The organism is Bradyrhizobium sp. 157 (genome assembly GCF_023073815.1).
In the GTDB taxonomy this organism is placed as follows: domain Bacteria; phylum Pseudomonadota; class Alphaproteobacteria; order Rhizobiales; family Xanthobacteraceae; genus Bradyrhizobium.
The window spans coordinates 21,695-47,323 of record NZ_JADPKF010000055.1 but is presented as its reverse complement, the minus strand read 5'-3'; the positions used below and the strand labels follow the sequence as shown (position 1 = coordinate 47,323).

Annotated in this window: 21 protein-coding genes, 1 tRNA gene and 3 pseudogenes; 11 read left to right on the top strand and 14 right to left on the bottom strand. The window is 62.5% G+C overall.

Going from position 1 to position 25,629, the window contains the following annotated elements; genetic code table 11:
* Nucleotides 1–6 precede the first annotated feature (6 nt).
* From IVA95_RS12105 to IVA95_RS12095, 3 genes are read right to left on the bottom strand one after another with little or no spacing between them, the layout of a single operon-like run.
* Nucleotides 7–1,047 carry a DNA polymerase III subunit delta' gene (locus IVA95_RS12105; RefSeq protein ID WP_247510676.1) on the bottom strand — a complete coding sequence of 347 codons (1,041 nt, stop codon included), beginning with the start codon at nt 1,045–1,047 and terminating at the stop codon, nt 7–9.
* Nucleotides 1,044–1,730: a dTMP kinase gene (gene tmk / locus IVA95_RS12100; protein WP_247510675.1), complete on the bottom strand. Its 687-nt coding sequence runs from the start codon at nt 1,728–1,730 to the stop codon at nt 1,044–1,046. The genes IVA95_RS12105 and tmk overlap by 4 nt, the downstream gene beginning before the upstream one ends.
* 2 nt (nt 1,731–1,732) lie before the next feature.
* Complete coding sequence (locus IVA95_RS12095; RefSeq protein WP_247510713.1) at nt 1,733–2,929, bottom strand: D-alanyl-D-alanine carboxypeptidase family protein; 1,197 nt, start codon at nt 2,927–2,929, stop codon at nt 1,733–1,735.
* Nucleotides 2,930–3,160: 231 nt separating this feature from the next.
* On the opposite strand from IVA95_RS12095, the gene IVA95_RS12090 reads away from it, so the two are divergent.
* The gene (locus IVA95_RS12090) at nt 3,161–4,105 is read left to right on the top strand and encodes an alpha/beta hydrolase (RefSeq protein WP_247510674.1); all 945 of its coding nucleotides are present in this window, start codon (nt 3,161–3,163) and stop codon (nt 4,103–4,105) included.
* Here the strand turns inward: IVA95_RS12090 and IVA95_RS12085 are convergent.
* Complete coding sequence (locus IVA95_RS12085) at nt 4,102–5,025, bottom strand: septal ring lytic transglycosylase RlpA family protein (protein WP_247510673.1); 924 nt, start codon at nt 5,023–5,025, stop codon at nt 4,102–4,104. The two genes, IVA95_RS12090 and IVA95_RS12085, sit on opposite strands and share 4 nt — an antisense overlap.
* 1,089 nt (nt 5,026–6,114) lie before the next feature.
* Here IVA95_RS12085 and IVA95_RS12080 point away from each other — a divergent pair.
* Nucleotides 6,115–6,204, top strand: a tRNA-Ser gene (locus IVA95_RS12080).
* Nucleotides 6,205–7,584: 1,380 nt separating this feature from the next.
* A pseudogene (locus IVA95_RS12075) lies at nt 7,585–7,698 on the top strand (universal stress protein); the annotation flags it as partial.
* Nucleotides 7,699–7,765: 67 nt separating this feature from the next.
* Here IVA95_RS12075 and IVA95_RS12070 read toward each other — a convergent pair.
* From IVA95_RS12070 to IVA95_RS12045, 6 genes are all read right to left on the bottom strand, one after another.
* Nucleotides 7,766–10,459 (bottom strand): bifunctional acetate--CoA ligase family protein/GNAT family N-acetyltransferase, encoded by a 2,694-nt coding sequence (locus IVA95_RS12070; RefSeq protein ID WP_247510672.1) that lies wholly within the window; start codon nt 10,457–10,459, stop codon nt 7,766–7,768.
* Nucleotides 10,460–10,558: 99 nt separating this feature from the next.
* The gene (locus IVA95_RS12065) at nt 10,559–10,987 is read right to left on the bottom strand and encodes a hypothetical protein (RefSeq protein ID WP_247510671.1); all 429 of its coding nucleotides are present in this window, start codon (nt 10,985–10,987) and stop codon (nt 10,559–10,561) included.
* 99 nt (nt 10,988–11,086) lie between these two features.
* A complete protein-coding gene (locus tag IVA95_RS12060; RefSeq protein ID WP_247510670.1) occupies nt 11,087–11,920 on the bottom strand; it encodes a universal stress protein in 834 nt (277 codons plus the stop codon).
* Between the two features lie 139 nt (nt 11,921–12,059).
* Nucleotides 12,060–12,959 (bottom strand): CHAD domain-containing protein, encoded by a 900-nt coding sequence (locus IVA95_RS12055; protein ID WP_247510668.1) that lies wholly within the window; start codon nt 12,957–12,959, stop codon nt 12,060–12,062.
* A gap of 2 nt (nt 12,960–12,961) precedes the next feature.
* The gene (locus tag IVA95_RS12050) at nt 12,962–14,533 is read right to left on the bottom strand and encodes a bifunctional aminoglycoside phosphotransferase/ATP-binding protein (protein ID WP_247510667.1); all 1,572 of its coding nucleotides are present in this window, start codon (nt 14,531–14,533) and stop codon (nt 12,962–12,964) included.
* Nucleotides 14,530–15,513 (bottom strand): zinc-dependent alcohol dehydrogenase family protein, encoded by a 984-nt coding sequence (locus IVA95_RS12045; protein ID WP_247510666.1) that lies wholly within the window; start codon nt 15,511–15,513, stop codon nt 14,530–14,532. Before IVA95_RS12045 ends, IVA95_RS12050 begins: the two co-directional genes overlap by 4 nt.
* 181 nt (nt 15,514–15,694) lie before the next feature.
* Here IVA95_RS12045 and IVA95_RS38930 point away from each other — a divergent pair.
* The 3 genes and pseudogenes from IVA95_RS38930 to IVA95_RS12025 form a co-directional block, all read left to right on the top strand.
* Nucleotides 15,695–16,082 (top strand): annotated as a pseudogene (locus tag IVA95_RS38930) (LuxR C-terminal-related transcriptional regulator); the annotation flags it as partial.
* A 382-nt stretch (nt 16,083–16,464) separates the two neighbouring features.
* Nucleotides 16,465–16,784 (top strand): annotated as a pseudogene (locus IVA95_RS12030) (helix-turn-helix domain-containing protein); the annotation flags it as partial.
* Between the two features lie 43 nt (nt 16,785–16,827).
* Nucleotides 16,828–17,085, top strand: coding sequence for a hypothetical protein (locus IVA95_RS12025; RefSeq protein WP_247510664.1), 258 nt, complete (start codon nt 16,828–16,830; stop codon nt 17,083–17,085).
* A 295-nt stretch (nt 17,086–17,380) separates the two neighbouring features.
* Here IVA95_RS12025 and IVA95_RS12020 read toward each other — a convergent pair whose 3' ends face one another.
* Together IVA95_RS12020 and IVA95_RS12015 are read right to left on the bottom strand one after the other, a co-directional pair.
* On the bottom strand, nt 17,381–18,643 hold the full coding sequence (locus IVA95_RS12020; RefSeq protein WP_247510663.1) for an aminotransferase class III-fold pyridoxal phosphate-dependent enzyme: 1,263 nt from the start codon (nt 18,641–18,643) through the stop codon (nt 17,381–17,383).
* Nucleotides 18,640–18,888: a hypothetical protein gene (locus IVA95_RS12015; protein ID WP_247510662.1), complete on the bottom strand. Its 249-nt coding sequence runs from the start codon at nt 18,886–18,888 to the stop codon at nt 18,640–18,642. The genes IVA95_RS12020 and IVA95_RS12015 overlap by 4 nt, the downstream gene beginning before the upstream one ends.
* A 1-nt stretch (nt 18,889) precedes the next feature.
* Here IVA95_RS12015 and IVA95_RS12010 point away from each other — a divergent pair, with 1 nt between their 5' ends.
* Together IVA95_RS12010 and IVA95_RS12005 are read left to right on the top strand one after the other, a co-directional pair.
* Nucleotides 18,890–19,525 carry a thioredoxin domain-containing protein gene (locus IVA95_RS12010; protein WP_247510661.1) on the top strand — a complete coding sequence of 212 codons (636 nt, stop codon included), beginning with the start codon at nt 18,890–18,892 and terminating at the stop codon, nt 19,523–19,525.
* Between the two features lie 85 nt (nt 19,526–19,610).
* Entirely contained in the window at nt 19,611–20,579 is a 969-nt protein-coding gene (locus IVA95_RS12005; protein ID WP_247510660.1) for a tripartite tricarboxylate transporter substrate binding protein, read from the top strand.
* Between the two features lie 5 nt (nt 20,580–20,584).
* Here the strand turns inward: IVA95_RS12005 and IVA95_RS12000 are convergent, their stop codons facing one another.
* Nucleotides 20,585–20,875, bottom strand: coding sequence for a PilZ domain-containing protein (locus IVA95_RS12000; RefSeq protein WP_256470195.1), 291 nt, complete (start codon nt 20,873–20,875; stop codon nt 20,585–20,587).
* Between the two features lie 261 nt (nt 20,876–21,136).
* Here IVA95_RS12000 and IVA95_RS11995 point away from each other — a divergent pair, with 261 nt between their 5' ends.
* Together IVA95_RS11995 and IVA95_RS11990 are read left to right on the top strand one after the other, a co-directional pair.
* Nucleotides 21,137–22,333 carry an acyl-CoA dehydrogenase family protein gene (locus IVA95_RS11995; RefSeq protein ID WP_247510658.1) on the top strand — a complete coding sequence of 399 codons (1,197 nt, stop codon included), beginning with the start codon at nt 21,137–21,139 and terminating at the stop codon, nt 22,331–22,333.
* 11 nt (nt 22,334–22,344) lie between these two features.
* Nucleotides 22,345–22,746, top strand: coding sequence for a VOC family protein (locus IVA95_RS11990; protein ID WP_247510657.1), 402 nt, complete (start codon nt 22,345–22,347; stop codon nt 22,744–22,746).
* 301 nt (nt 22,747–23,047) lie between these two features.
* Here the strand turns inward: IVA95_RS11990 and IVA95_RS11985 are convergent, their stop codons facing one another.
* Nucleotides 23,048–23,815, bottom strand: a complete 768-nt coding sequence (locus tag IVA95_RS11985) for a Spy/CpxP family protein refolding chaperone (RefSeq protein ID WP_247510656.1) — start codon at nt 23,813–23,815, stop codon at nt 23,048–23,050.
* A gap of 457 nt (nt 23,816–24,272) precedes the next feature.
* Here IVA95_RS11985 and IVA95_RS11980 point away from each other — a divergent pair, with 457 nt between their 5' ends.
* Nucleotides 24,273–25,613, top strand: coding sequence for an extracellular solute-binding protein (locus IVA95_RS11980; protein WP_247510655.1), 1,341 nt, complete (start codon nt 24,273–24,275; stop codon nt 25,611–25,613).
* Nucleotides 25,614–25,629 lie beyond the last annotated feature (16 nt).

Genomic DNA, 25,629 nt, shown 5'->3' with positions numbered 1-25,629 from the left:
AGGGTTTTACCGCGTCGCGTCCGCGAGCATCCCGAACACCGAGAAAACTAGCGGTTTTCGCTCCAGATTGTATGCTTCGGTGTCGCGCGCGGCGCAGACGATCTTTTCCCATACCTCCGCCAGCCGTGCAAGGCGGGGTAGATTCGCGTTGGCGTCGTCGACGCGCAGCTTTTCGCCGATCCAGCGATCGATGCCATCGATGAAGGCAGCCAGCGCCACCCGGTCGCTGGTGCCCAACGCATCGCCCAGCGCATGCAGCTCGCGCGGGTCGACCTGCGGCAGCGTCGCCAGCAGCGCCGCGGTCCGCTGCTGCAGCTTCAGCGCGTCGCCGCCGAGCAGCGTCAGTGCGCGGGACACGCTCCCCTCCGAGGCATCGGCAGCTTCCGACAGTGCGGGATCATCGGGTGCGATGTCGGTGGCCTGCGCTGCGGCGCGAATGACGTCGTCGGTCGCAAGCGGCCGCAGCGGCAGCTTGCGGCAGCGGGACAGGATCGTTGGCAGGGCGCGCGCCGGCGAATGGCTGACAAGCAAAAACAGCGATCGGTGCGGCGGCTCCTCGAGAATCTTGAGCAGCGCGTTCGCGGCGTTTGGATTCAGCTCGTCGACGGTATCGACAATACATACGCGCCAGCCGTCGACCGCCGCGGTCGAGCCGAAAAACGAAATCGTCTCCCGCGTCTCATCGACGGTGATGACGGTCCGCATCACGCCGCGATCGTTGAGGCCTCGTTCCAGCACCAACAGCCCGCCATGGGCCCCGGCGGTGATCTGACGCGCGACGGAATCGTGAGGGTCGAGCGCCAGCGTCTCCGCGTGCTGAACCGAAGGCGCCGTCGGATTGGGGTGGGCGAGCACGAAACGGGCCATGCGGTAGGCCAGCGTCGCCTTGCCGATGCCCTGCGGGCCGCCGATCAGCCAGGCATGCGGAATGCGGCCGCTGCGATAGGCATTCAGCAACGCCGTCTCCGCCTCGCGGTGACCGAACAAATCGGCCGTTTCGCGGGGATGCCTGACCGCCGTCTCCTGCTCGACCTTGCGCGCGCTCATGTTGTCCCCGCCGGGCTCGGGATTGCGAACACGCGCTCGCGCAACGCCGTCCAGACGCGGGCAGCAACCGTGTCGGCATCGGCATTGGCGTCGATCAGCACACAGCGCTGCGGGTCTTCGGCGGCGATTTGCTTGTAGGCGTTGCGCAGGTCCTGATGGAATTGCAGGTCTTCCGACTCAAACCGGTCGGGCACGCCGCTGCCGCGGCGAGCGGCCGCGCGCTGCAAACCAACTTCAACCGGGATGTCTAGAATGATGGTGAGGTCCGGCTTCAGATCACCGATAGTGACGCGCTGCATGGCGTTGAGCACGATCGGAGAGACCTGCCCCAGGCTGCCTTGGTAGGCGCGGGTCGAATCCGAGAAGCGGTCGCACAGTACCCATGTTCCCTGGCTGAGCGCGGGCTGGATCACGGTGCGAACGTGATCGTCGCGGGCTGCCGCAAACAGCAACGTCTCCGCCTCCGGTCCCAGCAGCTTGCCCATTCCCGACAGCACGAGATGCCGCATGATTTCGGCGCCCGGCGAACCGCCGGGCTCGCGGGTGACAATCACGCGCAGCTTTGCCGCCGTAAGGTGCTCGGCGAGCTTCTTGATCTGCGAGGACTTGCCCGAACCCTCGCCGCCTTCAAACGTAATGAACTTCCCGCGTCCGGACGGCCGCTGCAGCGTTGCCTGGGTCATGCTCAGAGCTTCTCTGCGCTCGCGCGGAACACGCCGATGACGAGCTCGCTGACCCCGTCGATGGCGCGACGCACGGTCGAACCGGTGCCGACCGCTTCAGCCGCATAGACCGGCGCCTCTACGGCGATGTTTTGGCCCCGCCACACCTTGACGACGCCGACCTTTTGGCCGGATTGGATCGGCGCACGAACCGGGCCGTTGTAGACAATGCGTGCGATCAGTTTCTCGTTGCCGTTCTTCGGCACCATCACCTTGATCGGCTCGGGGCTGGCAAGCTTCACCGAGCGGCTTTCGCCGCCAAATACCTTGGCGTAGCCGACCTGCTGGTTGGCCGCGAACAGCGTGCGCGTCTCGAAATTGCGAAAACCCCATTCCAGCATCTTCTTGGCCTCTGAGGCACGATCGTCGGGATCATCTAGTCCGTTGATCACGACAATCAGCCTCGTGTCGTTCTGCACGGCCGAGCCGACCATGCCGTAGCCGCCCTCCTTGGTGTGGCCGGTCTTCAGCCCGTCGGCGCCATTCAGCGTGTTCAGCAGCGGATTGCGGTTCTGCTGCCGGATCTTGTTCCAGGTGAATTCTCGCTCGCCGAACAATTTGTACATGTCGGGATAGGTCAGGATCAGGTGGCGGGCGAGTTTGGCCAGTTCACGAACCGTCATCTTGTTGGCAGGGTCCGGCAGCCCGCTGGAGTTTCCGAAGGTCGATTTCGTCAAGCCGAGTTCGCGCGCCCGTTTGGTCATGAAATCGGCGGCAAAAATCCGCTCGTTGCCGGCCATGCCTTCGGCAAGCGCAATGCAGGAATCGTTGCCGCTTTGGATGATCGCGCCCTTCAGCAGGTCGTCCACTGACACCTTGCTGTTAAGGATGGCAAACATGGTCGAGCCGCCGGCCGGCGCGCCGCCCTTGCGCCAGGCGTTCTCACTGATCCGATATTCGTCTGTCGGTTTGACCTTGCCCTGCTTGATGGCATCGAACACCACCTCGACCGTCATCAGCTTCATCATACTGGACGGCGCCCGCAATTCGTCGGCGTTCTTCTCGAACAGCACGCTGCCGCTGGAAGCCTCGACCAGGATCGCGGTCGGCGCATCGCCATCGAAGCCGCCATCGTCCTTCTTCGGTGCGCCCTGCACGCTGTTGTTGGCGGCATACACGATGCCGCCCCAGCCGATCGAGAGCGCGAAGACGGCGGCCATCAGGCCGCGCCACGGGAAGATGGCCGCCGTGTCGGATTCGCGGGAAACGGAAGTCTCTGCTGCCATCGGCGATGTCCTGAATCCGTGCGTTCTAACAGTTGGAAGTATCGCAAACAACACAGGTTTTTGGACTTGTGGCGGTGTCGATCGGATTGCGGTGCCGAACGAAGAAACGTATCGTTGCGATGCTGCAATTTCCGGACAAGATACGAAAAACAGGGCGGAAACGCGATGCCAACCTCACGCACTCTTTCCGTCAACGGGCTCGACTTCTTTGTTGTTGAACAGGGCCAGGGGCCGCTGGTGCTGCTCTGCCATGGCTGGCCCGAGCTATCCTACTCCTGGCGGCACCAGGTCGGAGCCATCGCGGAAACCGGTTTCCATGTCGTAGCCCCCGACATGCGCGGGTTCGGCCGGACCAGCGCGCCGGCGGACGTCGGCGCCTACACCATCTTCCACAATGTCGGCGACATGGTTGCGCTGGTGGCGGCACTTGGCGAAAAGCAGGCCGTCATTGTCGGTCATGACTGGGGCGCGCCGGTTGCCTGGCACGCGGCGATGTTCCGGCCCGATATCTTCACCAAGGTGGCGGGCCTCAGCGTTCCGCCCCCCTCCCGCGGACGCGGCCTGCCGCTGGCGACCTTGCGAAACAACGGCATCACCAATTTCTACTGGCAGTATTTTCAGGCGCCGGGTGTGGCAGAGGCCGAATTCGAGCGCGATGTCGCAGAGACGATGCGAATCGTGCTGGCCGGGCGCGGGTTCTCTGATCCGGCGGCCCACCAATTTGTTCAGGAAGGCAAGGGATTTCTCGCTGGCGCCGATCCGAATCGGCCGTTGCCGGGTTGGCTGACCGAGGCCGACCTCGCCTATTTCGCGGCTGTCTATCAGGAGTCCGGCTTTCGCGGCGGACTGAATTGGTACCGCAACATCGACCGCAATTGGGAACTGACCGCACCCTGGCAAGGCGCGCAAATCCACCAGCCGTCGTTGTTCATCGCGGGATCGAAGGATGGTGTCATCACCGGGCTGATCGGCGCCAAGCTGGTGAAGGAGATGGAGCGCGTACTGCCGAACTTGCGGCAAAAGCTCATACTCGACGGGGCCGGTCACTGGATTCAGCAGGAGCGGCCTGATGAGGTCAACGCCGCCCTGATCGCCTTCCTGAAGGGCTAATAGAGCCCTCGCCCGCTGAGCACTTCGCTCGGACCGCGTGGATCGACCGGCAGGTAAGTCTGGCGTGGCGCCATATAGCTGGCCTCGTTCTCGTAGGACACGGCCCGCGGATTTTCCGCGGCACGGCCGCGCGAGCGGCTGGAGGCCGACATTTCCGAGGTCGCGTTGATCGAGGCGTGGTCTGCTGAGGTATTGCCGAGGCTATAGGGCCGTCCCTCCGGCATCGGCACCTCGCCCCGGATTCGGCCCGCGGACGACGGCATCTCGGGAACAAACGGGCGGGCCGAAGCGACCCGGACCGTGGCCGGGGACGGCGCGGGCTCGCCGGTCCGCAGCGTCGCCAGGAGCTGGCGGTCGTCGGAACCCTCAAGCGGAGCGCGACCGACATATTCAACCCGCACCCGAGCGACGCCATTTGCTTTGAAATCAAGCAGTTCCGCAGCCTTGTTCGAGACGTCGATGAGGCGGTTGCCGTGGTAAGGGCCGCGGTCGTTGATGCGCACGATCAGCGACTTGCCGTTACGGACATTGGTGACGCGGGCGTAGCTCGGGATCGGCAGGGTCGGATGGGCCGCCGTCAGCGAGGTCATATCGAAAACCTCGCCATTGGCGGTGAGCCGGCCGTGGAAATCGTCGCCATACCAAGATGCCATCCCCTCAGCGCGATAGTTCGGATCCTCTTCCGGCACGTAGACCCGGCCCGCGACGGTGTAGGGCTTGCCGATACGGTAAGTTCCCCCGCCCTTCGGCACAGGCTCTCCGAACGCCACCACGCGGGGGCTGGAGGAGACGCCATATTTGGGATCGATCCGCCTGGCGAATTTGTCTGATGAGGCGCAATTGGCGAGGACAAGGCATGTTGCCACGGCAACCGTACCACGAACCGCCAGAACGATTGTTGTTGGCCGTCGAATCCCCATCACCCCAACTACCATTTTCAGCGGCCGACTGCCTATGTCGAAGCGTTGCGGCCTTACCCCACGATGCGCCCCACCTCCGCATCAGGTGGTGAAGATATCGCAACCGGAACACGGCGGAAATGGGGTCTGGTCTTGCGTGGTGAATGAATGGTTGCTTTGCGTACCCGTCGAACTATGGCGGCAACGCTTCGATTCGCTGTGTATGCGCCCTTCGTCGTAGCCGTCCTGTGCCGCTTTCAGACAATCTGTTGCATCAAATCATCACTCACGACCGATATGCGATTCTGGCCTGTGAATCTTTTTGACTGTGCAACGGTGCAGTCGTTCTGTGCGCTGCAGGGGCGCAAAGGATTTGTGCGATGATCGAGACAGTAACAGCGGTGATGGGCCTGGTGAGCGCAGGCATTTTCCTTGCCCATGCGTTTGAAGGCTATCGTTACCGAGCGTGACATTTGAAGGGCCGGCGGCGCTAGCCGCCCGCGCTTCAGAGAGAATGGCTCGGTAGGTCCGATCAGAAATTCGGAAAGCTTAACGAGCATCTGATGTGGTAGGTGTCTCATGCGCAACCACGACATTGTCTCCAATGGATTTCTTGCCCTGGCAACGGCCAGCTTCGTGCTGCTGTGCTCCGGCCTGCTGGCCGTTGCTTTCGGTTAAGCAGTACACGAACCAATTGCCGCGACGGTGCTAGACGACGCGATCCCGGCAAGAATTGACAAGCGCCCGCTTTGCGGCTGATGCCGCCCCATTCGTAACCTGCGGGCAGATGACCGGCTGTTCTTCATGTTCACGCGATAAGGCGCCCCGCGGATCAGCCCGGCACCGAGAGTTGCGGGAGCGGAGGCATCGGGCCGCTCCCTCGACCGCTGTCTCGAAGGTGCCGCGTGTCCTGCGCCGCAATTCAACGGCCGTGGCTTGTGCCGGCCGGTCGATTTGCGGAGCGCATTGATTAATGCCATCGGGCGATTGTCGGTCTTGCCCGACGGGACGGCACCGTTTCATCGCCCCTTCCCGGCTGGGGCGCCAAATCCAATTTCTTCTCTTGTGTTTTCACCTTCGCATCGGCTAAGCGCTTGATCGTAAAGGCAAGGAAGGGTGGCCGAGTGGTTTAAGGCACCGGTCTTGAAAACCGGCGTGCCTGCAAGGGCACCGTGGGTTCGAATCCCACCCCTTCCGCCAATATTCTACCTATCCTGGTGTTTGCTCAGTTTTTTGATCAGTGACCGTTGTACGCACAACCGAACGTACAATCGGCTTCCGACGCGATAGGACACCATCGGCGCCATCGTTTTCGTAACGGTGGCCGCAACTATTTTCGTTGCCGCCAAGCTGTCGCGGTGCAGGAACTGCCCGCCAGGATGAATAAGACGGCCCTAGCGAGATGCGCCAGAGCCGTCCACTTCCGGCGGGAGCCTGTTTGGCGACACAAACCGGAAGCAACTGAATCGACTCTCGGAAGCCAACATCGTTCCTAGTAGAGGGCCCGACGCACGACGATTTCGCCTTACCACCCCGGTCACCCCCACCGGAATGGTCTATTCAGGCTTGGGTGTGTGATTCTTGGCAGAATTGCGCGTCATGCAGAAATCCGCCGGGGTTGAGTATCGGCGGGTTTCCGTACTCTCGCGGGGGGCTCGGGGGACTTTTCCCGCGATTGGGCAATTCGTAGCAATCCGAGATTAACGATTTATAAAGCTAACCCGACGCCCTAGGGCTTGTTGAGAAGTAATCGCGGTTGCTCTGCGTACTGGTCGATCGGGTGATCGCCTGGACGTGCTGGTAGCAGTACCCCTCGCGCTCCGCGCTGACGCAACTCAGCAAGCGCGTCGAGCCACGCCGATTCTCGGCCCTGTCGTCGTACCATTTCAGTTGATCGCGCATCACCGACTCCGGCCGCCAAGCACGCGTCCCTTCGTTGGACCGCCCTCCTCCTTCTTGAGCCGGTCCCGCAAGGCGTGGCGTTTGAGTATGAGGTTCTGGAATCAACGGCATTGGCCGCAGGACCGCTTACGCCATGTTGGTGATCTTGGTGCTGGCTATCGACCGGCAGACGCCGGAGTCGCTGTAGCCTAACGAAAAGCCCGGCCAGTGGCCGGGCTCACTCGGAAAGTAACTGCACGTGCTGAAACCGGGACATTGAAGCATCAGGAATGAGGCACGTCTGTTACGAAGCCGACACTGGAACAATGATGCGACACTGTGCCCGGGAAAAACTGGCAGGTGTGAAGCTAGTATGACAGCGATGGCTTGCCGGGTAGCCTTTGCTGCCAGCTCCGCGAGGGTGCCTAAAGCCATTGGGTTAGCGGCCCTGGCGCAGCGTTGCGTATCCGCGCCGGGGCCGCTGGCCGCAATGAGCCCGCCAGCGTGAACCAGCGGGCCTGAGACGGTCAGGAATCCAATTTCTCTGTAGCGTCCTGCTCCAATTATGCTTCAACCTTGCCGACAAAGCCGGACAGCCCCGTAACAGCAACGCCCCCCGTTAAAATGTGACCAGTGGCCGATCTCGCCCGTGAACGAGAAAGGACCGGCGTGGCGGGCGCATGTGGGCCTGCAATCGTCGACGTTCTCGTGATGGGCGCCTATGGGCATTCGCGATGGCGCGAATTCATCCTCGGCAGCACCACCAAGGGCCTGCTTGCGAAGCCGCCGCTCCCGATCCTGTTTTCGCACTGACTGCGGCCACCGACGAACGCGCGCGCGGCGTGATCATCCGGCGGTCGCGACGCGCGCTTGAGGATAGCTAAAGCGCCAGCCTGACGTTGCAGATATCGTGCTCCTGCGGGTCCGACTTCACCTCGAAGCCGAGGCTGCGGCACATCGCCAGCATTACCGTGTTCTCGGTCAGGACGTCGCCGGAGATCGCTTTCAGGCCTTCCGACCTCGCATATTCGATGATCATCTGCATCAAGGCCCAACCAAGCCCCCTGCCCTTGAGGTCCGATCGCAACAGAATTGCGTATTCGCCGCTCTCATAGATCGAGTCCGAATGGATTCTGACAACACCGACCAAGTCGTTGGTCGCCTCGTCGAACGCGACAAAGGCCATCGCGCGAGCGTAGTCGAGCTGGGTCAGGCGGGCGATGAATTCATGGGAGAATTCCTTCATCGGAGCGAAAAAACGCAGCCGCAGGTCGTGCATCGTGACGTGTTTCAGCATCTCGTGGATCAGCGGCTCGTCCTCAGGCCGGATCGGACGAACAAATACGCGCCAGCCGTCCTTGGCCTCGATGTGACGCTGCCATTGCGAGGGATAAGGCCGCACCGCAAAATTCGCAGGGCCCGAGCCCCGAAACTTCCGCTCCGCGCGCCCGATCACGACCCGCGCGTCGACCGCGAGCACGCCCGCCCCATCCGCCAGCAGCGGATTGATGTCGAGCCCACGAATGTCGGGAATGTCGGCGGCCATCTGCGCCAGCTTGACCAGAACCATCGCGACGGCGTCCTGCTTCACCGCCGGCACGTCACGATAGGCGCGCAACAGCCGCGAGACGCGGGTGCGTTCGATCAGGCTACGCGCCAGTTGCAGGTCGAGCGGCGGCAGCGCCAAAGCTTTGTCGTTGATGATCTCGACTGCCGTTCCGCCACGGCCGAACACGACAACCGTGCCGAAGGTCGGATCGTCGGCGAGGCCGAGAATGAGCTCGCGTGCCTTCGCCCGCACCACCATTGCCTGCACCATCACGCCCGATATTCGCGCCTCCGGCCGCAGTGATCTTGCCCGCGCGAGAATGTCGGCCGTCGCCTTGCGCACCGCATCGGCGCTGGTGAGATTAAGCACCACGCCGCCGACGTCGGATTTGTGGACGATGTCGCGCGACATGATTTTGAGCACGACGGTCGCCCCCTGCGCAAAGATCGCATTCGCATGCGCAACCGCCTCTTCGGCATCGGCGACGGCAAAGGTCGGCACGGCTGCGATGTCGTAGGCGTCAAGGAGCCGCTTGACCTCGATCGGATCGAGCCATGAACGGCCGTCGGCCAGCGCCGCGGCAACGATCTGCCGCGCTGCATCGACATCGGGAGCGAATTCGCTCGGCATGGCGGGCGGAACCAGCGCCAGCGCCTCCACCACCTCGCGATGGCGGACCAGATGCATGAAGCCGCGCACGGCATCGTCCTCGGTCGGATAATTCGGAATGCCGGCCCCGCCAAAGAGATCGCCGATCGACGGTTCCGCGCCGACCCACACCGCGAGAACGGGCTTCGGCGACATGCGCTGTCCGGCGCGATATTTCTGCACCACTCCGGTCATGGCCACGGCGATTTCGTCGGCGCGCGCGATTGCCGTCTGCACGTTCATGACAAGCACGGCATCGTTTTCGGAATCGGCCAGCAACGCTTCGAGCGCTGCGGCATAGCGCGCCGGATCGGCATCGCCGACGATATCGACCGGGTTCGATTTCGACCATGTCGGCGGCAAAACAGCGTCCAGCTTCTCGCGGGTCGCCGACGAGAGACCCGCTGGAATACCGCCGAGTTCGACCAGCCGGTCGACTGCCAGCACGCCGATGCCGCCGCCATTGGTCAGGATCGCAAGCCTTTTTCCCGACGGCGATTTGACCCGCCCGAGCGTCTCGGCGCAGTCGAACAATTCGCGAAGATCCGATACGCGCAGGATCCCGGCGCGCTGAAACGCTGCATCGTAGACGGCATCCGCCCCGGCCAACGCGCCGGTATGGGTTGCCGCCGCCTGCGCTCCTTGAGCCATGCGGCCCGACTTGACGACTACAACCGGCTTGATTCTGGCGGCGGCCCGCGCTGCCGACATGAACTTACGGGCATCCTTGATCGCCTCTATGTAAAGCAGGATGGCGTGAGTCTTGTCATCCAGCGCGAAGTAATCGAGCAGATCGGCTATATCGACATCGAGCTGGTCGCCAATCGAAACGATGCCGGAAAAACCGACAGCCCGCTGTGCCGCCCAATCCACCATGCCGGCGGCAATGGCGCCGGACTGCGAGATTAGCGCTAAATGGCCCGCGGCCGGCATATGCGCGGAAAAGCTGGCATTGAGACTGACGCCCGGCATCATGATGCCCAGGCAATTCGGGCCGATCAACCGCATGCCGTATTTTTGCGCGGCGCGCTCCGCCGCTTCCGCCAGCGAACCCGGACCATGGCCGAGCCCGGCGCTGACAATGACGGCGCCGGCCGCGTCGCGACGGCCCGCCTCGTCTATCAGGCCGGCGATGGTGCGGGCCGGCGCGGTGAGGATAACGAGTTCCGGCGCAAAAGACAGCTTTGCGATGCTGTCAGCGGCCGCGACCCCGTCGATCTCATGATAGTGCGGATTGACGAGGCCGAATTCGCCTTTGAACTGGGCCTTGCGGATGTTGTTGAGAATGGCACGGCCTACCGAGCCGTGACGTGGGCTCGCCCCTACCAGCGCGACGGAATGCGGCGAAAGCAGATTGTTCAGACGATAGGTGGACATCGTTCTTCAGTACCGGCAGGTCGCGGCCTATTGCGAACCGGCAAGACCGTAACTTATCGCCGTCGGCAGGGGCGATTCGCACTGCATGCTACTGGCCCATCAGTTCAAGGAGCGGCCACTGATTAAGTTCGACGTGGCCGCGATCATCCGCTCGGCGTGCCTGAACAGCCGTTCGGAGTCGCGGCGGAAGAAGTCGAGCTGATGCTGGCCGCATTCCTGGCACATCGTCCTGATGTCCCGCACCGAATGCGCGCTCGCCATCTTCGCGACGAACTCAGTGTACAAGTGCATCTCGGTCTGCGTTCGCTCCAACATCTCGTCGCCGAGGAACACCAGTTCCTCGAACATTATCCTCTGGGCACCGAGCATAAATTCCAGCGCGCCTTGGTTTAGCTTGGTGGCTTCCGCTTCTGCATTTGCGGCTGCTGGAAAGGAAACGGAAGCGGCCCGCTCAGACAGCTCTGACATGACAATCTCCGATTTCGAATTTCCGCCGAAAACGATACTGACCGGCTTCGGATCGAACATTGACGTGCATCAAATTGGTGTTATTGCGACCGCAGCACCGCCGCAAGGAGATGAGACAAGGAACTCACGGAGACCAAAGGTCACATCCCCCGCCTGAAATCAGTGCGACATCAGCACCGGCACCGTCATGCACTTGAACATGCTGCGCGTAACACCGCCCAGAATTCGCTCCTGCAGCCGCGAATGGCCGTAGCCGCCCATCACCAGGAGGCCAATGTTGCTTTCGGCCGCGACCGACAGAATGGCGCCCTGAACATCGCTGCGATCCGTGATCAACCGCTGCACCCGGGCCGCAATGCCGCGCCGCCCCAGATGCGCAACGAGCCGGCTCGAGGAGGCTTCACCCGCCTCCTCATTGACCGCAATCACGGTCACGGCCTTCGCGCCCATCAGAAATGGCATAGAATCGCGCCATGCGCGGGCTGCAGGACGGCTGCCGTCCCAAGCGATCCCGACATGGTGGGCATCGAGCGGCCCCTTGTGGATGTAGGGAACCATTAGCATCGGTCCGCCGGAATTGAACAGGACCTGCTGCGGAATCTCGTTGTCGTAGCTGGCCTTCGCCGGATCCGGCTGCAGCACGATCGTCATGTCGTAAAGGCGGGCAAGCGCCCCGATGGTCTGGCCGGCTTCGGCGGGAATCGCCGTAAAGGTCCTGATGCCGTACGCGATGTTGGCGAGCTTCGCCTCGATCTCGAACACGCCGATTGCGGCATTCGCCCGCTCCTGGGCACGCTTCTGTTCAGCCCCCATCACGGCGGCTACGGCGGCGCCGCCGCCTTCCGCAATCATCCCGGCGGCGCCCATCGATTCATAGCCGATGGCTACAGCATCGAGATGCGACCGCCGCGCACTGGCCAGAGCAACAGCGATGTCAATCACCGGCCTGACCGGGCGCTCGGAGGGAATATGAACCAGAATATTCCTGAACATCGCCATTCTCCCATGCGTTGGCGAGGGCTTAGGGCCCCCGTCCTGGATTGCTGCCAGGAAAGTAGCTGGCTGACGGACGACAAAAGTTGACGCATATCAACTCGGCCAATGTCGCGCGGAAGCGCTGTGAACGATGACGTCAGCAGCCTCCGGCGTGCCTTAGCTCACGATAAGACGTGATGGCGACGCCGAGCAGCTTATCCCTTCGATGGCGATAGCCCGCCGGCGGCACCTTACTCCGTTTACCGTTTTCGGCCTGCGGCGATCCGCTGGCAAGGCCGGCGAAACGCTTGAGGTCACGGAGGTCGCCCAAAGCCCGTTGCAGCCGCTTTGCCGGCCGGTGCAGCTGACGCAATTCGCCGCGGTTCCAAACCGCGACGGTTTCCGTGAGCGCTTCCAGCATGTAGCGGAAGCGTTTAACCCTGATCCGCAGCCGGTGACGGCGCGATCCACCCAGCGCCTTCAGGTGGCGTCCCTTGCGGATCACCCGTCCGTGCCAACGGTTGAGTTCGCGAGCGCAATAGACTTGCAGAGTTTCTGCCTCTTTGTTCCGCTTGCACCGCGCCAGCCACGCTCCCCGTCTGATCCAGCCTGCGATTCCCGAGATCAGGCGTTGCGTCCGAACGGAGCGCAGACACCGAACCAGGCGGCGGTGATTCTGCGTCTGGCGCTGATCGACCGGCTCGCTGATATGCTCCGCCCAGGCGCGGTAACGCTTGCGGCGCGCATATTCGACGAGGACGTCGTTATCGCGCGCGGCGCCGAGTGGACCATTCAGCCAGGCAATTTCCTTTTTCAGGCGTAGCCATTCCGCATCGACCACGATCGGCGCGAAGAACGCCACAGCGGCGCGCAACCGTGTGATCGCGACCCGGATCTGATGCACGGCCTCGGCATTGCCGGCGCATGCGCTGCTGTGCTGGGCCTTGATAGAAGCAATGCAGTCGAGCGCGATCGTCTGGAATGCGGTTGCACAGTCGAGACTCGCCGCTTCAGAGGCCTTGCGCCGGCTGGACGTTCCGGTTGGGTGGGCTCTCATCGTCAACGCTCGTTAGGCACCGCAAACAAAAAAGTACGGGCGCTGCGGAGCGATCGGTCCGGCGTCCCCGAGGCATCAATTATATGCCAGTCTATAGCGCCGAGCGCGAAAGTCTCCTGCTTCAGGGCAACCCTCCGTGTCGCATCGGATGCGTCGCCCCTGCGCTGTTCGATCCGCGCCAGCCGCGTCGCGAGGTCCGCCGTGAGAAACAGGCCGGCAAAACGAACGCCGCAAGTGGCTGCGAGATGCGCGATTTCCCTCCGTTCCGATTCCTGCAGGTAAGCAGCATCGAGCACGACCGAGCAGCCTTGGGCGAGGACACGCTGCGCGGTGCTCGAAAGCATGCCGTAGACACGCTCAGTGACATCGGGCCTATAGGCGGATTCCGGCAGAGCCGTGGTTTCATCGGCGCCGAATACGCGCTTGCGAACGACATCCGAGCGGACAATGAGCGCGCCGGGCGGGGGCTCGATCAGCCCCGCGAGCCCGCGAGCCAGCACCGACTTTCCCGTCCCCGACTGCCCGCCGATTGCCACCAGCAGCGGTGGCTTGGGCATGATAAGGCGTACTGCCAGATCAAAATAGCGCCTGGCCTCCTGCCAGACCGCATCATTCCCTCCGCCATGTTCGCTCTTCACGAACAGGACATGCGCGCGGATCGCCGCCCGCATTGAGAGAAACAGCGGCAGCAGGCGCAGGCCGTCGAGATCTTTGTCCCCCGCCTGCGCAAGGTAGCGATTGAACGCCGCGTTTGCTGCCGCGCCTTGATTGAAATGGATCATATCCATCAGCGCAAAAGCAAAATCATAGAAGACATCCGTCGTGGCGATGACCGGATCGAACTCGATGGCATCGAACAGCAGCGGCCGGCCATTCACCAATGCAATATTGGCAAGATGTAGGTCACCATGGCAGCGGCGCACGAACCCTTGCTCGACACGCTGCCTGAGCAGCGGCTGCAATATCGCTGCGGAGCCGCGACTGGCGGCATCGAGTTGATCAATCGCAACCGCCTCAAGTCCGTCCACGGCTCGGAATTTTGCGGTATTGCGGTCGATGATGGGTAGAATGGAGGCAAGCCAGCTTTCACCGTCGTGGCGCGGTGCCCTGTCGTGGGATCGCAGAACCGCGTCAGCCACGGCCGTCGCAAGCGATGGATCGATCGTCTTCGATGCAGCGATACGGTCGAGCGACTGCCTCTCGTCGAACCGCGCCATTTCGACCGCCCATTCGACCGCGGTGCCCGAGCCGCCGATTTCGAGAACGCCCTCGGAATTGCGCGTGATCGGAATAACGCGCCGGTAGATTTCGGGAGCATTGCCGGCATTGACTTTCAGCTCCTCCTCGCAGGCACGCTTGCGCTTCTCCAGCGTCGAATAATCGAGGAACGGCAAGCGCACGGCACGCTTGATCTTCAATGCCCGATCAGCTCCGAGAAAAACCATGGAGGCATGGGTATCGATCCGCTTGCCGCCCCCGGCCGCACCGAAGCTGGAGCCATCGAGGAAATCGAGCACGTGCTGCTGTTTCTCGGCCTCGGCTGCGATAGTGTCGGCGGGCAATCGCTCAGTCATGGCTGCAGCACAGCGGCGCCCGTGATCTGCCCGGCGCGCAGTTTCGAGAGCACTTCATTTGCTTGCCGCAAGGGAAACACGCTGGTGTGCGTTCTGATGCCGGCTTGCGCCGCAACCTTGAAAAACGCGATGCCGTCGCCGCGCGTCAGATTTGCAACTGAAAGCAACTGCCGCTCCTCCCACAGCATATGGTAAGGAAATGAAGGAATGTCCGACATGTGAATGCCGGCGCAGACCACGCGTCCGCCTTTGCGTACAGCGCGCAATGCCAATGGCACCAGGGAGCCGACCGGCGCGTAGATGATGGCTGCGTCGAGCGGCACCGGAGGCCGATCCTCCGACCCACCGGCCCATTCGGCGCCGAGTGATATCGCAAGGCGCTGCGCCGCGACGTCGCCCGACCGGGTGAATGCGAAGACCGATCGCCCTTGGCAGCGCGCTACCTGCGCGATGATATGGCCTGCTGCACCAAAGCCGAAAATGCCGAGATGCTTTCCATCACCCGCCATCAGCAGCGAGCGCCAGCCGATCAAACCCGCGCACAGCAAAGGAGCGATAGCGACGTCGTCGTCGGCCTCGCCGAGTGGAAAGCAATAGCCGCCATCCGCGACGAGATGCGTGGCAAAGCCGCCGTCGCGGGTGTAGCCGGTGAAGAGTGGGCGGTCGCAAAGGTTTTCGCGGCCGCTCCGGCAATAGGGACATTCGCCGCAGGTATGACCGAGCCAGGGAACGCCGACCCTTTCGCCGATCCTTAGAGACGTCACACCGGGACCGAGCGCATCCACTCGGCCAACCACCTCGTGCCCCGGTACGATCGGATAGAAAATACTCGGCAATTCTCCATCGACGACATGCAAATCGGTGCGGCACACGCCGCAGGCTCCGACCGTAATGCGCACTTCGCCGGGCCCGGGTACCGGATCCTCGCGCAGCTCAAACTGCAGTGGCGCGCCGGGCGCTTTCAGGACCATGGCGTGCATTTCTTTCGATATCCTCACGCAAGCCTGTGCAGTCTATTCGGTGCGAACGGGTCACGCTTGATCCTCGTCAATCGAACCCGCGCTGACCTTCCCTAACATGGCTACGTCGGCAGCGCAGCGCCAGCCGCGGCGTTCTGATGACATGGAGCTACTGCGTCAACTGAACACGGGCCCGCGAAAGCTTCCCGTTATCGTCATGACAGGCCACGGCGACGTACCCCTCGCCGTCGAAGCGATGAAGCTTGGCGCGCTCGATTGTCTCGAAAAGCCGTTCGAGGATGACCGGCTGATCGCATGGTCGAGACCGCGCTCGCGGAGAGCGAGAGCAGTTCGAAGAGCGGGGCGTTGTCGGCCGACATGGCTGCCCGCGTCGCCAGCCTTACCCAGCGTGAACGCCAGGTGATGCAGGGTTGGTGACGGGGCAATCGAGCAAGGCAATCGCCCGAGAATACGATATTAGCCCGCGTACGGTGGAGGTCTATCGGGCGAATGTGGTGACCAAGATGCAGGCCGGTAACCTTTCCGAACTGGTTCGCTTTGCGATCCGCGCCGGGATCGTCGACGATTGAGCCAAATCAATTCGGGAACTCGAACAACCTCTATTTTGTCGGCATGACCGACATCCGAAACAGCGCCACCAGTGAATCCGAAGCCGGCATTCCGCCCCGGAAATCGATGGTCTACGTCGCCGATGACGACGTCCGGACAACCCCCGTAAGGGCTCCTCCTTGGGATATCGACCCAAATTTCGCGCTGCAAAAATCCCGGATAGCCATCCCGCATCGAGGAGATGGCAAATGCACCCAGACGATCACCGCCCCGGCGGTTTCAGCAGCCAAGGTTTTCCCCGCCCCACGCACCCAGGGTGTTCCGGCCGTCGACCAGCTCAGCGTGATCGCGACCTGTGCGGGTGTGATTGCCAGCGAGTTTTCCTACCGCAAGGACGAGGCAAACGTCCAGGTCGCCCGTAACCTCTGGATCGTGACGGCAAACGACCCCCGGCACGCCGAAGACATATGCTGCTTCTGGGTCGCAAGACCGCGATGGAAAAAGTTGCCACCTTCCTGCTGGAAATGGACCGCCGGCTCACCAAAGCTGGTATGATGGCTTTGCCGATGTGGCGCCGCGACATCGGCGACTATCTCGGCCTGACGCTGGAAACCGTTTCTCGGGCGCTGTCGCAGCTTAGCGACCAGTGCATTCTAGTGTTTTCGAACGCACGTCAAATCGTGCTGCGCAACCGCCAGCGGCTGGTGGACATGAACGCTTGAGAGTAAGCTAGATGACAGGATGCCGGAAGGATGGGAGTGCCAGATGAACAATTATCGCGTCTCCTTCTACAAGGATCTCTGTAATTCCGACGGCCACAGCTTCAAATGCCTGCAACGCCAGATCGAAGTGCAATCGGTCGGCCCATCGCAGGCGCTGGTGCTTGCGGAAGGCTTGGTCGACAACGAACGCCTCAATGCCGATTGCGTCGAAGTCTTGCAGCTGGCGGGCCATGACGAGTTCGAACATGCGGCGTGCTACACGCCCGCCCCCGGCAAGCACGCCTGGAACCGCGTCGCGTGATGAACTGACCGCAACGTGAAGTCGAAGTCCAACGGATGATGCGCCCGCGCGGCCGGCTATTCCACCGCGCTCGTTGTCAGGGCAGGCGTACCTGCTGTTTGATCCAGGTCAATGCGAACGCCGCCGAAAGAGTGCAATGTCGGTTTACATGATGCCGGACGATGTCCGCGTCATTCGGCGATCTCGCCGTTTTCTCCCAAGACTGCCCCGCCATCGTTGGTCGCAAAGACCGCGTTGCGGGGCATTTTTATCTGATGCTCACAAGTCCCCAATTAGCCCAGGTCGATGCCGACGACTATCGATTGGACTTCGCCTCCAATTCGCGGACGGCCTTGAAGCCGTGCGAGGCCGCCTGCAGCGCCTCGTCGATATCGGCTGGGCGATGCGCCGAGGACAGAAACATATTGTGCTGGGGATGAAAGAACGCGCCGTGGCGTAGCGCGGCTGTACAGAACGTCCGGCCCTTCATTGCGTCTGGGTCGGCCTCGAACAGCATCAGCGGCATTTGCGGCGGGCCGCTTTGGCGGATCGCGATGCCGTGCTCGCTCGCCAAGGATGCCAATCCCTCGCGCAGCCTCATGCCCATCGCACGAATATACCCGGGCACATCCTTCTCACGCGCGATCCGCAGCGTCGTTCGCGCCGCCGCCATCGCCACCGTGCCGCACCAGAACGACCCGGTAACGAATATCCTGCTGGCGGCTTCGCGGAAGCGGTCGTTGCCGGTAACGGCGGCCAGTGCGTAGCCGTTGGCGATCGCCTTGCTCCAGGCGCACAGGTCCGGATGCACGCCGAGCGCTTCCCAGCTCCCTCTGGTATCGAGACGCAGGCCGGCCCGCACTTCGTCGATGATCAGAGCGGCGTCAGCCGCGTCGCATGCGGCCCGCGCGGCCGCCGCGAATTCCTTCGTCGGCAGTTCGAGATCGCGTCCCATGTCGTGGCGGAAAGCCGTCACCAGGATTGCTGCGAGATCCTTGCCCGCTTCCTCGACCGCCGCACGCAAGCTCTGCACGTCGTTATACTCGAACTGCGTCAGATGCGCGCGGTCCTCGGCAGTCACGCCGGCAACGCTCGGCGAGCACCATGGCAGCGCGCCATGATAGCTGCCACGCGCGACCAGTACCTTGCGGCGTCCGGTGCCGGCACGGGCGATCGTCACACAGCACGTGGTCGCATCGCCGCCGTTCTTCTGAAACATCGCCCAATCGGCGTGCGGCAGCATGGCGACAAGATCCTCGGCAAGCTCCACCATGACCTCGCCCGGGCCGTTCAAGCAGTCGCCTTTGGCGGCCTGCGCCTCGGCCGCGGCCTGAACTTCGGGATGCCGGTGGCCGAGCAGGATCGGCCCCCAACTGCACATGAAGTCGATGTATTCGCGCCCATCGACGTCGCGCACGCGGCAGCCTTCCGCAGAGGCGAAGAATTGCGGATAGCCTTCCGGAAGCCGCGCGGCATTCAGGTGGCCCCACATGCCGCCGGGAACGACCCGCCGGGCCCGCGCCCGCAACATGGCATCCGCTGTCTGCGTTTCGCTCAACAGCGCCGTGTCCAGGGTCATGACGTTCTCTTGTTGTATTTCGCTGGGTAGAGCCGAATCTTGGCCGCTTGGATCGACGGTGCAGGCGTCACGCTTGCATCAAACCATCGGTCATGACAGACGACAATATTCCTTTGCACGGCGCGGCCGCAAATGGCGACAGTTCCCGGCGCGTAATCAATCTGATCGGGTGGCTTTTGGCTGGCTAAACCAATAAAAGGCAGTTCCGTCGCGCGATCGCTTACCAAATTCGGGTTCGGAGACACGTTGAACGCCTATCGTCCCATCGCCGTCATCGCGCTCGTTGCATTCGCGTCGCTCGCCTTCGCGGGCACCGCGTTGGCGCAAAGCGCGATTGCCGCCAATGTCGCGAAGCCGGTATCCCTCCCCGACATCGCCATCGGGTCTGCGAAGGCGCCGGTGACGATTACCGAATATTCTTCAATGAGCTGTTCGCATTGCGCGGCGTTCAGCCAGAATGTGCTTCCGATGCTGCGTTCGAAGTATATCGAGACCGGCAAGGTACGCTTCGTATTCCGCGAGTTTCCGCTCGACATCAAGGCCGCCGCAGCCTCGATACTGGCGCGCTGCATTGGCAAGGACGATTCCGAAAAATACCTCGGCGCAGTCGACATGTTGTTCAAGCTGCAGGACCGGTTGATGGCGCAGACCAAGGATACGCTCATCCATGTCGGGAAGCAGTACGGTATGAGCGAGCAGGACGTCAAGACCTGCGAGGAAGATCAGGCGCAGTTCGACAAGCTGAACGCCGATCAGCAATACGCCCATCGCGAATTGAAGGTTACCTCGACGCCGACTTTCTTCCTCAACGGCGTGCGGCTGCAGGGCTCGATGTCGTTCGAGGAGTTGGAAGAACGGCTCAAGCCGCTGCTGAAGAAATAACGCTCGCCGGCCATCGCAATAGCCCCTTGTTCGACGTCGCGGCCTCGCCGATGATAGCCCCAACAAACATATTGGGGAGAGCGCCATGGCCATGGCTTTGCGGGTCTTATTGGCAACCGCGTGGCTGCTGTCCGGCGTCCTGGCGTCGTCGGCGCAAAACTATCCAAGCAAGCCGGTGCGCGTCGTGGTCGGTTTCCCGGCGGGCGGACCGACCGATGCCATCGCCCGCATCGTGGCGCAAAAGCTCAGCGACCATCTCGGCCAGCAGTTCTTCGTCGAGAACATCGGCGGCGCCGGCGGCAACACCGCAGCCGGCCAGGTCGCGCGCGTGACGCCGGACGGCTACACCATCATGGTGGTCAGCACCGGCTTCGTCGTTAATCCCAGCCTGTATGCAAAGGTGCCGTACGATCCAGTCAAGGACTTTGCGCCGGTGACCCTGGTTGCGGTCTCGCCAAATGTCGTCGTGGTCAACCCGCAAGTGCCGGCCAAAACGTTACCGGAACTGATGCAGCTCGTCAGGGACAATCCCGGCAAGTACAGCTTTGCCGGCCCCGGCGTTGGATCGACGCCGCATCTGGGTGGCGAGCTGTTCCGGCTGGCTTTCAAGCTAGACCTGGTGCACGTACCTTTCACAGGTGCTGGGCCGGCGATCCAGTCAACGGTCGGCGGGCACACGCCGATTGCCTTCACCGCGCTGCCGCCTGCCTTGTCGGCGGTGCAGAGCGGACAACTGCGCGCGCTGGGCGTGGCGTCAACCGAACGCGCCGCCGGAATGCCCGACGTGCCGACCTTCGCCGAACAGGGCGTGAAGGATCAGGAGGCCGACACGCTCACCGGGATCGTCGTGCCCGCGGGGACGCCGAAAGAGATTGTCGATATGCTTCATCGTGAGATCGTCAAAATCGTCGCCCAGCCCGATGTGAAGGAACGCCTCACGACGCTCGGCTTCAAGGCCGTCGCGAATACGCCGGATCAGTTCGGCGCGCGCATCAAGCTGGAGATGGATAAGTGGGGCAAGGTGGTGCGCGATGCGAAGCTGCGGATCGAGTAGTGTGCTCAGCGCGTCCCGTCCGACGTTGGCCGATCGATAACCGCGTCCACCATCCTGATGAAGGTCAAGCCGATACGATTCTTCTGGATCCATGCTACCCGGCACTCGTGCACGATCGATGGATCCTTTGCCATCACCAGGCGAAAGCGCTGCGGGACGAAGGCCGGATTGTCGACATCGATCGCAGCGCCCGCGCGCGAGATGTTCCGCACCACGCAACGCATCACGGAACCGCCCGACGAAACATAGGCAGGCTGCTCCATCTCCGTTCGCGGAAATTTTCGCCGCTCTTCCATCCGTCGCCCCATCCCGGATCGATTCCGGCCAATCGCAAGGCTAGAAAATCTTAAACAAGTCGGACACATGCGCCGCAGCGTTCGCCGGATATCGGATCCCATTGTGCAAAGCGGTACGAAATCCCAATCGCGCATGCACAGGCGTGCTTCGCATCGCTATTGACTTGCCGATCGCGGCGATGGCGCGATAGCCTTATCTACTGATCACTGGCGCATCCACTGATCACTGGCACGCGAACGCGACGAACCGGCAGGCTGGCCTTGAATACACCGATCGCAAACTCTGCCGATCTTGCGGGCGACCAGGCAGTGATCGCCCGGGCCGAAGCCATACGTTCCGACGTCGCGGCAGCTTCCGATGACATCGAGACGACCCGCCGGCTGCCGCCAGCGCTGCTCGACAAGCTGCACGATGCGCAACTGTTCCGGCTGTTGCTGCCCCGCTCGACCAACGGGATCGAAACCGATCCCGTGACTTTCTTTCACGTCATCGAAACCATTGCCAAAGCCGATGCCTCCACCGCTTGGTGCCTCAGCCAGGCCGGCGGTTGCGCGATGTCGGCGGCCTATCTCGATCTGCCGGTGGCGCAGGCGATCTTCGGCGATCCGCGAGCGGTACTGGCGTGGGGCCCCGGCCCCAGGGTTCGCGCGGTCGAATGCGACGGCGGCTACCGGGTAACCGGCGTGTGGTCCTTTGCATCCGGCGGCCGGCATGCGACCTGGCTCGGCGCGCACTGCCCGATCTGTGCGGCCGACGGTTCGCCCAGATACGACGCCAATGGAGCCCCGCTCGAGCGCACCATGCTGGTCCGCGCCGAAGACGTCGAGTGGACCGACATCTGGAACACCGTGGGCCTGCGCGGCACCGCCAGCGACCAGTTCGCGCTCAACGACTTCTTCGTGCGCGCCGACCATTCGATTACGCGTGAGTTCGACCGGGAATGCCGCGAGCGCGGCCCGCTCTACCGCATGAGCAATCACACCTGCTATCAGGTCGGCTTTGCCGGTGTCGCCTGCGGCATCGCCCGCACCGCCCTCGACAACTTCGTCGATACGATGCGTAACAAGGTGCCGCGTGGCGCGAAGGTCTCGCTGCGCGACAATGCGGTGGTCCAGAGCAACCTCGCCCAGGCGGAAGTCAATCTCCGCGCCGCGCGGGGCTACGTCTTGCAATCGATGGCCGACACCTGGAAGGATCTCACCGCGGGCGCCACCATCACGATCGCGCAGCGCATGAACATCCGCATGGCCTCGACCCATGCCATCCACAAGGCGCGCGAGGCGGTCGACTTTGCCTACAATGCCGCAGGCGCCACTGCGATCTTCGAGAACCATCCGCTGGAGCGCCGGTTCCGCGACATCCATACCGTGACCCAGCAGCTGCAAGGCCAGCTCAGGCATTTTGAAACCGTCGGCGCCTGGATGATGGGCGTCGATACCGACCTCAGCTTCGTTTAGGGAGAACGGCCATGGGACTTGGCGGACTGCAGCACTACACCATTGAGCCCGCCGATCTTGAGCGCACCAAGGATTTCTATTGCGATGTGCTCGGGCTGGAAAACGGCGATCGTCCGCCGCTCGATTTCGCCGGCTACTGGCTCTATTCCGGTGGCACGGCCACGGTGCATCTGATGGGCACGCGCAAGCCGCGTGAGGGCATCGTGGTGCGCGGCACCGAGAAGAAGTATGAAGATACCGGCCGGCTTGACCATATCGCCTTTGCCGCCACCGATGTCGAGGGCATGCGAAGGCGACTGCAGTCGAAAGGCGTCAAATTTCGCGAGAGCATAGTGCCGCGCACCGGCGATACGCAGTTCTTCCTCTACGATCCCGATGGCGTCGGCGGGGAGCTGAACTTTCCGAAAACCTGAGGCCTCGCTGCATCAACGGGTCCGGACCTTAATTCTTCGGCGGCGTCCGACCCGGCCGAATTGGTTTTTGGTGCTGTGGTGGCATGGCGCAATGATGTTGGGACGCCACACCGCCCCTCAAATAATGAAGTTCCCGACAACGCCGCAAGTCAGCCATCAGTAAGGCGCGAGTCCGTCAGGGTTTCATCATCATTGCAATGAGATTGGGAGGGGCCGCGCCGCTGCGGCAGAATAGCCGGGTGCCGTGCCTTTCAACCTACCCCAGGGCACACGTACCCGGCTATTCGTCCGGCAGAGCCGGCTAGTCGAGCCCGCGCTCGTGGCTCAGATTGACCATCTCCTGAATAAAGACCGCCTTTTGCTTGTCGTCCAGGCTGGCAAATAGCGGTTCGGCCGCGTCGGCCACGTTGCGCTGATCGACGGCGCGGTCGTTGAGAAATTGGGCCTCGTTGCGCATCTGCTCGATGATGTCGTCGGGAGGATCGCGCTTGGCGCGCGCAATGCGCAGATTGAGGCGATCGGCGCCGTTATGGCCGAGATAGTGCATCGCACTGTTGAACGCGGCCCAATGCTTCTCCTGCTCGGGCGTGAGATTTAGCTCCTTCTTGATCCGCTCGATATTGGCGTCGCTGTTGGCGACGATCTGTTCGGCCGTCAGTTGCGGCGCGCCGGCTTGGGTAAGGATGGCCGGCTGCTGCGGTTGTTGCTGCTTTGCGGTTTTCGTCGCTTTGGACCCCTTCGAGGGCTTTGAGGCCTCACCCTGCTTGGAAGGCTCGCCCTGCTTGGAATCCTTCGCTGCCGGAGCCTGTCCGCCCTTGGTATTGTTGTTGCCTCCGGTCAGAACGCCGGTGACGCCCGTGACCACGCCGACGACGCCGCCAATCGCGCCGCCCAGCACGCCACCGACCGGGCCGGCAGCCTTGTTGCCCTCGCGCGCTCCTTGCTGCACGCCCTGCACCAGCCCTTGCGCGTTCGCCGTCGCACACGCGCCAAGAGCCAGCACGACGATGGCGCCAAGTACAAAACACCAGCGCAACGGCATCGGCGCAAGCTGTTGAGGACGTGTCATTGTCGGGTCTCCATGGTCGATCGTGAAATTTGCCACGCGCAATCGCCAAAGCGCGCGAGAATCTTTCGGCGCCTAAACTATCGTTTCCGCCCCAAACTCGTCCACCGTTGCGCCGGATGGTTCCCCGGCAGGAAACATCTTCCAGGCAAACAGTTGCGCGCGCCTTCGGTCGGCTGCGGCGCGATTGCGCCCCCTGCTCGAATGCAAAGTGTGCGGCGCAATATCACCCTGTCAATTATTAACGATGTCGAGGACACGACATCGTCGCTCCCGCTGCCCGGAATTTCCACGCAACGTTAGTTCAATAACGGTGGGCCGCTGTGTTTTCTCGACAGATGCAAACAATTCTGGTCTGATCCGATTACAAAATCTCCGCTGGCCGCCGCCTCGATGCGGATCCCTCCAGACGGAGAAGAATAATAAGAAGCAAAATCTGGCTCAGCAAAGAGGAAACGTTATGTCACGCAGGAAGCTTTCTCGCCGACAATTCGTTGCTGCGACAGCGCTATCATCCGCAGCGCTCATCACCGCGCCCTACGTGCGCGGCGCCCATGCCGCCGGCAAGCTCTCGATCGGTTTCTGGGATCACTGGGTTCCCGGCGCCAACAAGGCATCGACCGATATCGTCAATGCTTGGGCGGAAAAGGAGAAGGTCGAGGTTCAGATCGACTACATCCCGAGCCAGGGCAACAAGAACCTGCTCACCATCGCAGCCGAAGCACAGGCGAAATCCGGCCACGACATCCTCGCCATGCCGACTTGGTGGCCGCATGCGCAGGCCGAGCTGCTGGAACCCATGAACGACGTCATGGAAGGCCTCATCAAGCAGAACGGCGAACCCAACGGTACCGTGAAATATCTCGGCCAGTCCAAAGGCAAATGGCTGGCGGTGCCCGCGAGCGTCGGCAGCCAGATCAAGGGTCCCTGCTCCCGCATCGACCTGATGAAGCAGCATGCCGGCATCGATGTGCAGGCACTGTATCCGGCCGGTGCCCCGCCGAAGGCCGACAGTTGGACGTTGGACACCTTCCTCAAGGCCGCGGAGGCTTGCCAGAAAGGCGGCGTTCCGTTCGGCATCGGACTTGGCGAGACCAGCGACAACGTCGATACAGCGGGCGCAATCTTCCAGTCGTTCGGTGCAGCCCTCGTTGATGAGAAGGGTAACGTCACCGTCAAGACCGACGCCGTGCGTCAGGCGCTCGAATACTACAAGAAGCTGATCTCCTTCCTGCCGCCGGACGCCGGCGCCTGGGACGACTCCTCCAACAACAAATGGCTTGTCTCCGGCAGGGGCGCCCTGATCATGAACCCGCCGAGTGCCTGGGCCGTTGCCAAACGCGACGCGCCGCAGGTCGCCGAGCAGTGCTGGAGTCACGGCTTCCCGGCCGGACCGAAGGGCCGTTATGCGCCATACCTGTCCTATTTCTGGGGCACCTGGTCGTTCTCCAAGAACAAGGAAGCGGCCAAGAGCGTGCTCAGGGCTCTTTCTCAACCGGATGCGATCGAGAAGATGTGTGTGGCGAGCGGCGGCTACGATCTGCCCTGCTACGAAAAGCTCACCACGCTGAAGGTCTGGCAGGAGGAAGGGCCGCCGAAGGGCACGCTCTACCACTATCCGAACCCGCACAACCACCAGACTCTTTCGATCGCCGCGGCGCCCGCCCCGCCGAAGATCGCACAGCAGATCTATACGCAGGCGACCCTGACCAAGATGTGCCTGCGCTATCACCAGGGCGAAGCGATGGAAAAGGTGCTCGCCTGGGCTGAAGGCGAGTGCGAAGGCTTCATGCGGAGCTGACGGACGGGATACTCTG